General features: G+C 73.5%; 9 protein-coding genes. 7 read left to right on the top strand and 2 right to left on the bottom strand.

The window, feature by feature from the left end; genetic code table 11:
* Nucleotides 1-27: 27 nt before the first annotated feature.
* Entirely contained in the window at nucleotides 28-4,245 is a 4,218-nt protein-coding gene (locus ACIRU3_RS00340; protein WP_404049225.1) for a CHAT domain-containing protein, read from the top strand.
* On the opposite strand, the gene ACIRU3_RS00335 is transcribed toward ACIRU3_RS00340, so the two are convergent.
* Nucleotides 4,226-6,052: a caspase domain-containing protein gene (locus tag ACIRU3_RS00335; RefSeq protein ID WP_404049222.1), complete on the bottom strand. Its 1,827-nt coding sequence runs from the start codon at nucleotides 6,050-6,052 to the stop codon at nucleotides 4,226-4,228. The genes ACIRU3_RS00340 and ACIRU3_RS00335 overlap by 20 nt on opposite strands.
* A 129-nt stretch (nucleotides 6,053-6,181) precedes the next feature.
* Between ACIRU3_RS00335 and ACIRU3_RS00330 the strand changes: the two genes are divergently transcribed.
* The 6 genes from ACIRU3_RS00330 to ACIRU3_RS00305 all read left to right on the top strand — a co-directional run bounded on the left by ACIRU3_RS00330 (nucleotide 6,182) and on the right by ACIRU3_RS00305 (nucleotide 12,191).
* The gene (locus ACIRU3_RS00330; RefSeq protein WP_404049219.1) at nucleotides 6,182-6,664 is read left to right on the top strand and encodes a hypothetical protein; all 483 of its coding nucleotides are present in this window, start codon (nucleotides 6,182-6,184) and stop codon (nucleotides 6,662-6,664) included.
* 41 nt (nucleotides 6,665-6,705) lie between these two features.
* On the top strand, nucleotides 6,706-8,799 hold the full coding sequence (locus ACIRU3_RS00325; RefSeq protein ID WP_404049218.1) for a hypothetical protein: 2,094 nt from the start codon (nucleotides 6,706-6,708) through the stop codon (nucleotides 8,797-8,799).
* A complete protein-coding gene (locus ACIRU3_RS00320) occupies nucleotides 8,796-9,263 on the top strand; it encodes a hypothetical protein (RefSeq protein ID WP_404049216.1) in 468 nt (155 codons plus the stop codon). The genes ACIRU3_RS00325 and ACIRU3_RS00320 overlap by 4 nt, the downstream gene beginning before the upstream one ends.
* Nucleotides 9,260-9,811: a hypothetical protein gene (locus ACIRU3_RS00315; protein WP_404049213.1), complete on the top strand. Its 552-nt coding sequence runs from the start codon at nucleotides 9,260-9,262 to the stop codon at nucleotides 9,809-9,811. Before ACIRU3_RS00320 ends, ACIRU3_RS00315 begins: the two co-directional genes overlap by 4 nt.
* 182 nt (nucleotides 9,812-9,993) lie before the next feature.
* Nucleotides 9,994-11,559, top strand: a complete 1,566-nt coding sequence (locus ACIRU3_RS00310) for an AAA family ATPase (protein WP_404049210.1) — start codon at nucleotides 9,994-9,996, stop codon at nucleotides 11,557-11,559.
* Between the two features lie 113 nt (nucleotides 11,560-11,672).
* Nucleotides 11,673-12,191, top strand: coding sequence for a hypothetical protein (locus ACIRU3_RS00305; RefSeq protein WP_404049208.1), 519 nt, complete (start codon nucleotides 11,673-11,675; stop codon nucleotides 12,189-12,191).
* Here ACIRU3_RS00305 and ACIRU3_RS00300 read toward each other — a convergent pair.
* Nucleotides 12,188-13,531: a M14 family metallopeptidase gene (locus tag ACIRU3_RS00300; RefSeq protein WP_404049205.1), complete on the bottom strand. Its 1,344-nt coding sequence runs from the start codon at nucleotides 13,529-13,531 to the stop codon at nucleotides 12,188-12,190. The genes ACIRU3_RS00305 and ACIRU3_RS00300 overlap by 4 nt on opposite strands.
* Nucleotides 13,532-13,791: the final 260 nt, after the last annotated feature.

Raw genomic sequence — 13,791 nt, 5'->3', positions numbered from 1 at the left:
GAGGGTTCGGGTCGGCAGTATGGGTGTGTGACCTTCTCCTCCTCCCGGCCGGCCGGTCCTCTCGGTGACATCACCGCCGAACGCGATGCCGTACTCGACGAGTTGGCCCGGCTCTCCGCCGGTGACCCGGCAACCGCCGAGCTGTGCGGGTACGCCGGAGAGCTGAGCCACCGGCTGTATCTGCTGCGGGACGACGACGGCCGGGGCGAGGAACTCGCCCTGGCCGTCGAGGCGTTCGAGCACGCCTTCCGCGATCCCGGCGCCGAGCCGCTGTGGTCGGCCTGGCGGGTCCGGTTCGGGCATCTGCGGGGCGTCCAGTACGAGGACGGCGGCGACCGGCACCTGCTGGAAGACTCCTTCGAGCTGCTGCTGGCAGGGGTGGAGGGGCTGCCCGGCCAGGACCCCGACTTCGCGTGGGAGCGGGAGTGGGGGCGGCATGTCCTCGCCGTGTGCGCCAAGCTGCGCTGCCTCGCCGAACCCGACTCCGCCGAGTTGCTGGAGGAGGCCCTGCGCCGGCACGACGACGCCCTGGCGGACGTGGAGCCGGGCAGCGAGGAAGAGGCCGACCTGCGGGCCGGAGCCGGATTCCTGTCCATGCAGCGGGCCCTGCGCCACGGGGACCTCGACGCCGCCGACGTCTCGGCCCGCCACTACCGCGCCCTCCTCGACACCGCTTCGCCCGCCGAACTCCCGCACCTGCGCTACAGCCTGGGCCTGGCCTCGTTGGTGCGCGGGCGGGTGCGGGCCGACCGGGAGGAGCTGGAGGCCGCCCGGGACGCCTTCGACACCGCGCTCACCGAGACCCGGCGGGCCGGCGGACCCGAACCCCAGTGGGCGTTCGAGGCCGAGGCCAACGCCCTCCTCGTCCGGGCCATGATCTGGGCCACCTGGAAGGACGTCGGCCACAGCCTGGCAGCCGAGGTCGAGCTGCGCCGACTGCTGGAGCGGCCCGGCGCCGAGGAACAGCTGCTGCCGCAGTACCTCGACATGTTCGGGCGGCTGCTGTACGAGCGGGCCGCCGCCCGGGACGACCCCGGAGGCAGGGACCGCGGAATCTCCCTCGTCCGCCGGGCCATCGACACCTGGCGGCCGGAACGGGACGGTGACATCGGCGCCACCGCGCTCTTCCTCGCCCTCTTCCAGCAGTCCCGCCACCACGACGACCCCCGACCGGACCGTGCCCGGGACGTGCTGCGGGCCGCCGGTCTCGTCCTGGACTCCGGGACCGACGACCACGACCAGCTCCAGGCCGCCCGCATGCTCGACGGCTGGGCCCGCTTCACCCTCGCCGACCACGGAGTGCTCCCCGAGACCGACGGACACCCCGAGGGACTCGACGCCGAACGGCTGAAGCAGACGTGGGACAGCCTGCTCGACGACCTTCGCGAGGGCCGGGCCTTCGTCGACTTCGGGGAGGAGGAGTTCCTGCGGGGCCTGGAACGCGACGTCATCGGCGCCCGCCGTCGCATCCAGGGCTTCGAACAGGCCCTCGCCCGGCTGCGCTCCCTCGAACCGGGCAGCCCCGGCCGGGCCCAGCTCGCCTCGCTGATGCTGAGCAACCTCACCCTCGTCGACCCCGAGGGCACCTACGTCACCGCCGAGCACCGCCAGGAGCTGACCCGGGCGGTGCTGGAACGGGCCGAACGCGACCCCGCCTGGCGGGGTCCGGCGAACGCCATCGCCGGCGTCGCCCGGCTGCACCAGGAGATGAGCAGCGGCTCGGGCGCCGGGCTGGACGAGGTGCTCGCCCACTTCGACCGTGCCGAGGCCGACGGCGGCCTCGGCGACGAACCCGGCTACGCCCTCGCTCTCGCCCGCTTCCTGGCCCAGACCCAGCGCGGCCAGACCGGCGGCGCCGACGACGACATGGAGGCCGGTGCCGCCACCTGGCGGCGGCTGCGCTCCGACCCCGCCCTGCCCGCCCATCTGCGCCGTCTGATGGACCTCCAGCAGGCGGGCTTCGACGCGCACTCCGCCGTCCGGCGCGGCGACCTGGCCGCCGCCGACCGGTACATCGCCGAACTCACCGAGGGGCACGCCGCGCTCAGCGGCGAGGACCCCTCTCGTATCGAGATCCTCATCCTCCTGGAGAACGCCCGCATCGGCCGCGACAACCTCGCTCAGCACCTCGGCGTACCCCCGCTGCCGCCGCTCGCCGCCCGCCCCAGCGCGGCCGAACTGCGGCGCCAGGCCCGCCGGCTGCCCCGCGACCACCGCGCCTGGGTGCTCGGCGACACCGGTATGACCCGTTTTGCGAGGGCCACCGTCCAGCAGGACGGACCGGGCCTCGTGGAGGCCATCGGTCTGCTCCGGGAGGCCCACGAGCTGTCCGAGCCCGGCAGCGACAGCCGGCTGCGCTACGCGAACGGCCTGGGCATCGCCCACTGCGCCCTGTCCGAGCTGGAGATCGACCGGGTGCGCCGGCGCGAGCGCCTGGCCAAGGGCATCACCCTGCTGGAGGGTGCCCTCGCGGAGGCCGGCGGCCCCGAGCACCGGCTCTACGCCGACACCGGCCTCGCTCTCGCCCGCGCCCACCGCACCCGCGACGACGTGCACCGCCGCGACCGGGCCGGCGCCCGCGCCCTCGGCCTGAAGTCCCTGCGCGGCCACGCCTGGGCCGCCCTGCTGCAGTCCGGCACCGACCACGCGACGGTCGCCGCCGCGCAGGCCACCCGGGCCGCGCTGGAGGTGGCCGGCTGGTGTCTGAAGGACGACCGCCCCGAGGAGGCCCTGCAGGCCCTGGACGCCTGCCGGGGACTCGTCCTGCACGCGACCCTCACCTCGGCGACCGTCCCCGACCTGCTCACCGCCACCGGACACACCGACCTGGCGGCCGACTGGCGGGCCGCCGGAGCCGGCCCGACGGAAGAGCCCACCGACCCCCTCGCCGCCGCGCGGACCACCCTCACCGTGCCCAGCACCCTGCGCCGCCGCGTCCTGGCCGCCCTCACCGGCACCGACGCCCCCCACCAGGCCCGGCTCCTCGACCCACCCGCCCCCGACGAGATCGCCGCGGCCCTGCGCACCCTCACCAAGGACGCCCTGGTCTACCTGGTACCGGCCACGGACGACACCCCCGGCACCGCCCTGCTCGTCACCTCGCGGGGCACGGTGCACGCCGTGCCCCTGCCGACGCTGACGGAGGACGCGGCGCCGCTGAGGGAGTACGGACCGGGGGAGGGCCTGTCCCGCGAGGGCGGCCCGATCCCGGGGGAGTACGCCCCGGCCGAGGCAACGGGCACCTCCGCTCTCACCCAGCCCCGCGACCTCGGCCCGGTCCCCGGCCGCCGTCCCGCCGCCCCGCCCTCCCTGAGTGCCCAGCTCGACCGGCTGTGCGGGTGGGCCTGGTACGCGGCGATGCGGCCGTTGCTGGAGTCCTTCGAAGTGCCGGCCGGGCGGCTGCCGCGGCTGGTGCTGGTGCCCATGGGGAAGCTCGGGCTCGTGCCCTGGCACGCGGCCTGGGAGGCGGGCGGGCCGCGCGGCCGGCAGTACGCGCTGCAGGCAGCCGAGATCTCCTACGCCGCCTCGGCCCGCCTGCTGTGCCAGGTGGCCGCCCGCCCCGCCGCCGAGCACACCGGGGCCGCCCTGATCGTCGGCAACCCGACCGGCGACCTGCGCCACGCGGGCGAGGAGGCCGACGCCGTGCAGCGCGCCTTCTACCCCGAGGCCCGCTTCCTGGGCCGCCGCGCCACCGGCCCCACCGACGGCCCCGGCACCCCGGGCGAGGTGCTGCGCTGGCTGCGCGATCCGTCGTACGGCGGGGGAGCGCACGACGGGGGAGTGCTGCACCTCGCGTGCCACGCGTCCGTCGCCGCCAACGCCCGCCGCAGCGCCTACCTCGCCCTGCACGACGGGCAGTTGGCGGCCGAGGAGATCACCGGCGCGGGCGGCGACCGGCTCGGCCTCGTGCTGCTGGCCGCCTGCCGCAGCCACGTCTCGGGCCGCGGCCACAACGAGGCCTACAGCCTCGCCACCGCCTTCCTCGCCGCCGGCGCCCGCTCGGTCGTCGGCTCGCTGTGGCCGGTGCCGGACGAGGCGACCTCGGTGCTGATGTTCCTCACCCATCACTTCCTGCGCACCCACGGCGAACCCCCGGCCCGGGCCTTGCGCCGGGCCCAGCTGTGGATGCTCAACCCCGAGCGCGAACTGCCTCCCGGACTACCGGAGTTCCTGGCCGAGTGGGCCCGCAGGATCGACCCGCACGACCTGAGCGCCTGGGCCGGCTTCACCCACCTGGGCCGCTGACCCCCGTCGGAGTGTCCCGCCTCGGCACCAGCGTGCGCAGGGGCACGGTCACCGCCGTCCAGCGGCCGCCCGCGCCGAGCACCGGACCCAGATCCCGGGGCCCGGCGACCGTGTCCCAGGCGGGCAGCTTGAACGGCAGCGTGTTCAACTCCCGGTCGGAGACGATCAGTTTGAGCCAGTCCCGGGCCTCCGCCCCGGGGGCGACGGCCCGGGAGGCGGGCAGCGACAGCTGCACCGGTTCGCCGTCCAGCGCGTGGCCCGTACGGCCGGGCCCGACGAAGTGGCCCGGGAAGAGCACGGAACTGGACGCATACGTGTCGGTCAGATCCAGCAGCACGCACCACAGGGTCCGGTCGGCGGAACGGTTGTGCAGGCGGATCGACACCCACGGCGGGCGAAGGCCGCTGCCGTACGCGCAGACGATCTCGCCCGACGCGTCCGGCCGCAGTGGCTCGTCCGAGCCCCACGGGGTGATCTCCAGCTCCACGAGACCGTCCAGGAGCGAGGGCCGCGGGGCGAGATCGCGCACCTGGTGCCAGCGGGCGAGATGGGCCAGACAGACCGCGACCCGCCCGGCGTCCACCGGTCCCCGCAGCGGCAGGTCCGCCGTGAACCGCGTACCGTCGCGCCGCAGCACCTGCGTCCGTCCGTCCCGCACCCGCACCCGGAAGTGCAGCCCCAGCGCCTTCTCGGGCCCGTCCACCAGCCGTACCAGCGGCCCGAGTTCCGCCGAAAGCAGCCGTACGTCCTCGGCGGAGCCGTCCACCGCCACACTGGCCGGCGGCAGCGCGACCTCCGACAGGGCGACCGGGTGCACCCGCTCCGGTTCCGGCTCCCAGTCCACCGGCACCACCAGCGTCCGCGCGGCCGACACCTCCAGCGCCCGTAGGGCGCCCCGGCCCGGCCCCTCCTCAAGCGCCGTGAACGTGGTGCCCCGCGCCTCGGCACCGCCTTCCCGCAGTCCGTGCACGGCGCCGCAGTCCACCTCCCAGCCGTCGGCGCCGTAGCGCAGCAGGTGCGGACCCGCCGTCCGGGGCGCGCCGCCCAGCAGCGGACGGTCGGCCGTACCGCCCGGCAGGTCAGGGAAGAGCACCGGATGCTGGGTGCTGCCCGCCCGCTGCACCCGCGCCGCGGCCGCCGCCAGCAGTTCCCGGCAGGTGGCACCCGGGCCGGCCGCGCGCACCGCGCCGACCAGCGCGTGCGTGAACGCCCCGTGCCGGCGCCCCTCGAACCAGCCCTCGTACGACGGCTCGTCCAGCCGGCTCGCCGCCAGCAGCACATGCCTTGGCGGCCCGCCGGGCCCCCGTACCTCCCGCTCGGCCAGGTCCCAGCCCGGCCGGGGCGGCGCGTACCGCGCGGTCAGCTCCGCCTCCCGTGTCGCACCGCCCGAGTGACAGCAGTCCAGGACCGCCGTGACCTGGGCACCGCCCGCCGCGACCCGGTCCAGCAGCGCGCCCAGCCGCTTGTCCAGCAGCGGCCCGTCCACACACACCAGCGCCTGGTTCAGGCCCGTCGCCTCGATCAGCAGATCACCTCCGCCGGCGGCCTCCTGCGTACCGTGCCCGGAGAACCAGAGCAGCGCGGTGTCCCCGGGACCGGCGGAGCCCAGGTGCCGCAGCACCGTGTCCGTCACCGCGTCCACGGTCGCCTCGGCGTTCGACAGGACGGTGACGTCGGCCCGTTCACCGGCCAGGTCCGTCAGCAGCCGGCGCGCCTCGGCGATGTCGTTCGCACATCCGCCGAGCGCACTCGCCACGGACGCCGGATAGTCGTCGATGCCCACCAGGAGCGCTTTGATCCTCCCCATGGGGGAGAGTTTGCCAGTGTCACATGGGGTCAATACGGCGTACGGAGATGCACTCTTGACGAGACGTCACTAATCTTCACCTTCCGTGCCTCGCACAACCGCTCACCACCCATGACTCTCGGGGGACACATGGGGAACACCGAACGGCCGCGCCGTGTCGTGCGGCCGGCGCAGCAGGGCCCGAACACACAACAGGGCCTGAGCACCCGGCCGGGCGCAGCGTCCGCGAACCCGGCGCCCGGCGTCGTACGCCGCGAGCTGTACACGCCGCGCTCCCGGAAGCTGACGGACGCCGTGGGCCGGCTCGACGCGGGTCTCGACGAGCAGGCCTGCCGGTCCCTGGCCGAGTGGGTCCGCGATCACTACACGACGGCGTACGCCTCGGTGCCGCTCGGCTTCGTGGCCCGCTGCCACCTGGGCCCTCCGTACGTCGACCACCAGCTGAACCTCTTCCACGTCATCGTCCGGCACTTCTCGCCCGCCGAGCCGATGCCCGAGCCGTTCTCGGCCGCCCGCATGCTCGCCCGTTCCGGCGGCTACGCCTACGTCGAGGTCTACGACGACGGCCTGATCCTGCCCGTCCTGGACGACGGCACCGTCGTCCGGCCCTGACCCCAACCCGCTCACCCCGCAGCACTCGAACGGAGTTCCGCATGTCCGAGGTCGACCTCGCGCTGCACCGCAAGGTGCAGGAAGTCAGCAACCTCGTCATCAGACTCAGCGAACAGGTCGGCTCCGTCTCCGGCCAGGTCTCCACCGTCGAGGCCAACCAGCAGCAGACACGCACCGAACTCCAGCAGCTGCGCGACGAGTTCATGGCCTTCGTCAAGCAGGCCGAGGCCACCGCGAACGTGCAGCGCGCCGAGACTCGCATCGGGGCCATCGAGGACAAGATCGACCACGAGTACGGCCACCACAAGACGGTCCGCCGCACCGCGGTCGGCATGCTCCAGGCCTTCGACATCGGCCTGGTCTCGGAGGACAACGTCCGGATGGTCGGCGACCAGCTGATGCTCCAGACCCCCCGCTACTGGCTCGCCCCCGCCCTGGTCGCCCTCGCCTCCTGGTCCGCGGACGACCGCACCCTGTGCGACCGCGCCGTCGACGAGGCGTTCCGCCGCTCGCCCGACCGCACCTCCCTCTTCTTCGCGCTCGTCCTGCGCCGCCAGGGCCGCCCGGAGTCGGCGGTGCGCTGGCTGCGCCACTACCTCCTCGCCCAGGACCCGGCCGCGCTGGGCCGCGAGTTCGCGGTCATCCTGGAGGCCATCGCCCAGGGCGCGTTCGGCCCGGTCGGCCGCGAGCTGCTGGACCGCACCCTCGCCGAGTGGCGGTCCCAGCTGATGGACAGCGCCGAGGCGCAGGCCAAGCAGGTCCGGCGCTGGCGCGACGAGCTGGAGTCCCTGCGTGGCCCCTCCCAGGCCGCCGAGTTCCCGCGCCTGGCCGCCGTCTCCCCGCAGTGGGTCACCCTCGACGGCGTGCTCTCCTCCGCACGCGGCCAGCAGCCGGTGCTGGACAAGTACAAGGCCGTCATGGACCGCGAGTTCCAGCCGTCCGAGCGCATCGAGGACGCCGTCGACGACATCCTCGACCGGCTGGTCTCCGAGTACGACAACGAGGAACTTCCGCTGCGCCGCGACCTCGCCTTCAACCAGGCGGTGGTCGACCACGACGGCGACCTCAGCACCGCCCGCAGGATCGCGGACGCGGACGCGGCCTCGTACGAGGAGACCCTCGACTACCTCACCGTGCAGACCACGGCCGCGCTCAACCCGCAGGCCATCGGCACCTCGCCGGCCACCCAGCGGCTCTCCGTCGCGGCCTGCCACGACTGGTTCCAGCAGGCGCACGCCGCCCACACCCGCGACTACCGGGCCGCCGTGCCGCAGGACGTGCAGGCCCAGTTCGCCACCTCCCACTCCGTGGGCTCGCGGCTCTTCCAGCTGCCCACCTGGGTCGGCTCGTTCACCCAGCCGCTGGCATCCCTGGAGAAGGCCCTGAGCGACCACTGGGACCACTGCACGGGCCCGTTCGTGGACGCGTTCGCCTTCCCGTGGCTGAAGAAGGTGGCCCCGCCGGTGGGCGTCGTCGCGGCCATCCTGCTCTTCTTGGCCGGCACCTGGCCCGCCTTCGCGATCGGCGCCGCGGCGATCGTCGCCCTCGTCTGGGGACTGATCCTGCGCAACCAGGCCCAGACCGCGCAGCGCGCCCAGGACGCGGCGCGCGAACTGCTGGAGCGGGCCAAGACGGAGTCGTTGCACCAGCTGCGCGGCGCCTCCGCCGAACTCACCGACTGGTACGAGAAGTTCACGGCCGCCGACCGGACCGAGGCCAAGGTGCGCGAGCTGATCGCCACCCTGCCGACGGCGGGCGGCGGCGCCTCACCGTTCGAGGGCCGCACCGTACGCAGGGAGCCCGCGCCCGGGGTTCCGGCTGCCCGTGAGGACGCCGCGGCCGAGGCGTGGGCGCGTGAGGCCGCGGCCGCGGCGCAGACGGTCAAGGGGTCCGCGGCCGAAGCCCGGACCGGTGAGGGGGCCGCGCCCGGGGCTCCGGTCCGTGAGGACGCCGTGCCTGCGTCTCAGGTTCGTCAGGGGGCCGCGGCCGAGCCCCAGCCGGGAGAGGGGTCCGCAGACGAGTCCCGGACCGGCAAGGAGTCTGTGGCCGAGGCCCAGACCGGTAAGGAGTCCGCGCCCGAGGCGTCGGCCCGAAAGGACACCGTGCCCGAGCCCGAGGAGGACAGCGCCCGATGAGCACCCCAACGCCGCCCGCCCACCAGCCCGACCCGACGCCGCCGGCGCCGCGCAGCGCACCGGACCGGTCGCCGTGGGCGAACGCCGCACACCCCGCGCCGCACGAGGCGGGTGCCGTGCCGCCGGGGAACACCACGGCACCGCCGTCGGCGACCGCGTCCCAGCGCTCCTGGGCCGCGACCGGGCAGACCGGGGCCGCACCGCAGGCCCAGGGAGCCGCCCCCGCGCCCTGGGCGGCCGCCCCGCAGCCCGCCGGCAGCGGCACCGCACAGCAGTCCGCCGCCTCCCCCTGGGCCGCCTCCGCCGACTCCGGCCGCTCCCAGTCCTCCCCGTGGGCCGCGCAGCGTCGCCCGCAGCAGGAAAGGAAAACCAGCAGGCTCCGCCGGGTCGTGGAGGGGCTGCCGGACTGGGAGCCGGTGCCGCCCGGCGAGACCGTCGTACGCCGGCCGGGCAGTACGGCATGAGCGGCCTGTGGGGCGACGGCGGCCCCTACCAGGCCTGGGTCGGCTTCCTGCACCGCTGGGCGGCCCTGGAACCCGCCGACCCGGCCGTCCTGCCCGTGCTCGCCGAGGAGCAGTACGACAGCGACACCTGGGTCCGGCTGACCGAACACCTCACCGGTGCCCTGAGCGCCCGCCTGGTCACCTGGGCCGAGCACCTGGTCCGCGCCCTGGGCGAGTCCCGCGACGAGTTCAGTTACGGCCGGGAACTCGCCCAGGCCCGCACCGGCCTGCACAGCGTCCGCGCCCTGGCCGCCCACCCCGGCCTCCCGGAGTCCCTGCGTACCGCGCTGACCGAGCTGGTCGACAACCAGATCACCGAGGTGCAGGCCCAGCTGGAGCGGAACCTGGACGCCGAGACCAGGCGCGGCACCGACCCGCGCCTGGTGGAGCGCCGCCGCCGCACCCTGCGCGACAACGCGCTGACCGCCACCTTCACGGTGCGGCCGGCCCAGGACGCCTGGGCGTACGACCCGGCGGCTCCGCCCAGACGCCGCATCGTGCCCGGCTGAGGAACCAGGGCCGGTTGCGAACGTCCCGCCCGCCCCGCGACGCCCGGCACGCCGAGAGCACGCACCGGCCGCGACATCGGCCGCTGCCGCGGCGGGCGCCGGGCCCGCCCTCCGGGCGGACGACGCGGCGTTCGCCACAGGCCCTGGCCCCGCCGTCCCCGACCACCTCCCAGAAGGCCCGAATGTCGAACTACGCCGAGAGCCTCAGCCACCTCGACAGCTACATCTCCGCCCGCGTCCCGGTCATCGCGATGCGCACCATCGAACAGCAGCGCGCCCTGCGCCTGCTGCGCGAGGCGGCCACCCAGTCCCGGCGCAGCAGCATGCCGTTCTGGATCTACACCCGGGCCACCGGCCTGCGCGACCTGCGCACCAACGCGCCCGTGCAGGACGACCGTTCGCTCGCCGGCGCGATGGACTTCGCCGCGGCCCAGTTCGGCAGCCGCGCCAACGCCACGGTCGTCTTCGTCGACCCCGACGAGCTGGAGTCGGACACCCCGGTCACCCGCCACTTCGCCGAGCTGGCCCGACTGGCCGACAGCAACATGGGCAGTATCGTCCTGATCACGGACACCCCCATCTGGAGCGGCCTGCAGCGGCTCGGCATGAGCCTGCGTCTGGACCTGCCCGACGCCGAGGAGATGTACGGGATCCTCAGCGGCTTCCTCGGCGACCACCACGGGCACATCCCCATCGAGTGGACCGAGGAGGACGCCCGCCGCGCGGCCGAGTTCCTGAGCGGCGTCACCGAGGCCGAGTGCGTCAACCTCATGGCGACCATCGCCGCCAAGGGCGCCATCCGCCGTGAGGACGTCCTCGGCCTCGCCCAGGCCAAGGACCGCATCTTCAGCGACCTCACCGGCCTGGAACGCGTCCACCTCAAGCAGAGCGACTACGCCATCGGCGGCCTGACCGGCCTGCGTACCTGGCTGGAACGCAAGCACGACATGATCTCCCGCGATCTGCGCCACACCGCGCTGCGCCCGCCCCGGGGCGTCCTGCTGGTCGGCGTCCCCGGCTGCGGAAAGTCGTTGTCGGCCAAGGCGATCGCCCACGACTGGCAGCTGCCCCTCTACCGCCTGGACATGGCCAGCATCCACGGCAAGTACCTGGGCGAGTCGGAGGGCCGCTTCCGCGAGGCACTGGCGATGGCGGACCGAGTGGCCCCCTGCGTGCTGTGGATCGACGAGATCGAGAAGGGCCTGGCGGGCCGCGACGACATGTCCGGCGTCCCGCAGCGCATCATCGGCCAGTTCCTCTACTGGCTCCAGGAGTCCCAGTCCCGGGCGTTCGTGGTCGCCACCGCGAACGACATCCGCAGCCTGCCCCCGGAGCTGCTGCGCAAGGGCCGCTTCGACGAGCTCTTCTTCGTGGACCTGCCCGACGCCCAGGACCGCAAGGAGATCATCCGCATCTACCACCACCGCTACCTCCAGGCCGATCCCACCCCCGAGCAGCTCGACCGCCTGGTCGACCTCTCCGAGGGCTTCGCCGGCTCCGACCTGGAGGCCGCACTGCACGACGTGGCCGAGGAGGCCGTGCGCCGCGGCGGTTTCGACCGGCTGAAGGACTCGTACGTCATGGACACCTTCGCCCAGGTGCGCCCGCTCAGCGTCAGCAACCCCGAGCAGATCGAGGAGATCCGCGCCTGGGGCCGCGAGCGCGCGGTGCCGGCGGGCCGGGCGGCGGTGACGCCGGTGCCGGGTGACGGGGGCCGGACGCGGCGGATCGTCTTCATGGACGAGTGAACCGTGGAGAAGTGATTCGTGAACGGGTGATTCGTGGAGGAGTGACCAGGGGCAACCCGTGCGTCGGACCGTCCGACTGGTTCCGGCACAGGAATGTCGTCCATACTTCCGCCGTGGAGCAGCGCATAGGATCGAGCAGCCAGCCCCTGGAGGGCGAGCCCGTCGAGGGCGCCGGATTCGACCCGGCCTTCATCCCCGGGCTCACCGCGCCCGCGCAGGCCGAGCCGGAGGACGCGAAGCCGACGGCGGAGTCGGAGGAGGCGGTGCCGGAACCTGCCGGGGAGCCGGAGCCGGAGGCGCAGGCGTCCGACGCACCGGCAGAGCCGGAGGCCGAGGAGGAGGCGCCGGAGGGCGGCCCCGTCTTCGAGGCCGCCGACCGCCGGGCCAAGTTCGTAGCGGACCACCGCGGGGTCAGGCTCAGCCTGGACGAGGAGAACTGCGAGTTCCGCTGGGACGAGGTGGCGGCGGTCGAGACGGAGTCCCCCCGTTTCGGCAAGCGTTTCACCATCACGGTGCACACCCCTGACCGCCGCTGGTACCCGATCGAGATCGAGGCGACGGCCAGGGCGCGCTTCAAGGAGTGGGAGTCGGAGCTGGACGCGGTCCTCGACGCGTACTTCGAGGAGGCCTAGCTGCAGTACTGGGCGGCCTTCCCGATCGCCCGGTACATGCAGTCGGCGTTCTCCAGCAGCTGCAGCACCGCATCCTTGTTCCGGGACGTCTCCCGCTCGATGACCTCGTCGGGCGGGTAGAACCCGCCTCCGAACGCGGACGTCGGGTACATCTCGAAGGTGTAGTCGAAGATCTTGTGCACGCCCCAGAGATAGTCGTCGATCGACCCGTCGGTGATGTACAGATCACTCGACTGCTCGGGCGTGTACCCGTTGCTGGCGGCCATCTTCTGGCCCACGGCCTTGAAGGTGGCGGCATCGTCCGCCGTCATCCCCGTGGCCGTGTCCGAGTATGTGTACCCGAAGGGCCACAACACCAGCTCGCTGTAGGTGTGGAAGTCGATCCCGGCCTTGATCTGCTGCTTGCCCCCGACGACCCGGCTCCGTACGAAGTCGGAGACGACCTTCACCTCGGGCGCGGACTCGGCGGCGGAGCCGCGGTAGGTCTCGGACGACTTCGAGCCCGACGACCCGCCGCAGCAGCCCCACTTGTAGTCCCAGTTCCGGTTGAGGTCGGTCCCGACGTACGAGGAGCCGGAGTTGGGCTGCCGGTTCTTCCGCCAGGAGCGGTACGACCCGGTGGCGATGTCGTACTCGCCGCCGTCCGGGTTGAGGTCCGGCACCATCCAGATCTCGCGGCTGTTGACGAGGTTGGTGATCCGGGAGTCGGATCCGTACCCGGCGCCGAATTCACGCAGCAGGTACAGGGCCATCTCGACGGTCAGATGCTCACGCGCGTGCTGGTGCGCGGTGAAGAGCACCTCGGGCTCGTCCTCGTCACTGCCCACGTTGTCGCTGATCTTGATGGCGACGATGTCCCGCCCCTGGTAGGACATCCCGATCACCCGCTTGCTCATGATGTTCGGGTAGGCGGCGAGCCGCTGGTCGATCTCGGCGTTCATCTCGGCGTAGTTGTGGTACTTCGAGTCGGCGCCGGGGAAGTCGTAGAGCCGGGCCCCGGAACGCTGCGGTGCCGCGCCCAGCGGGCTAACGTCGTAGCCGAGTCGCCGTAGCTTCCTGATCTGCCCGGCCCGGCCCGAGACGACGACGGTCTCCTCGTCCGCCTCGTCGACGGTGACACCGGAGGCCTGGATGGCGGTACGGGTCACGGGAGTGGTGCTCTGATGGATCTCGTACTGCCGGATGTCCTCGCCGGAGGAGGGGGCCTTCCGGGCGCTGTCGGCGGTGGCGTGGGTGGCGGTGGCCGAGACGGGGGCGGCGAGGGCGAGGGCCAGCAGCGCGCCGAGCGCGGCGGTACGCCTGCCGCCGCGTGCGCCGGAGCCGCGAATGCGGAGTCGCATGAACTCTCCTTGGGTCTCCAGGAAATCCGGGGTCGCCGGATGTGGGGAGTGGAGCTGGGGGGTGCTTCAGTGCGACGTGCGGGTGCGGATGTGTGGTGCGTGTTGCTGTGCGTGCTGTCGTGCCGGCTGTTGCGCTTCTTGCTGTGGGCCGGCTGTGCGGGTTTGGCGCTCATGGTGAAGGGTTGGCATGGTCAGGTCAAGGGTGTTTCAAGGTGGCACCGACCGGAAACAGCCGGTGCGGCACGCTCTTCGACCGGGCG

Source organism: Streptomyces sp. NPDC101151 (assembly GCF_044768335.1).
In the GTDB taxonomy this organism is placed as follows: domain Bacteria; phylum Actinomycetota; class Actinomycetes; order Streptomycetales; family Streptomycetaceae; genus Streptomyces.
This window is presented reverse-complemented; position numbering and strand designations above follow the sequence as displayed.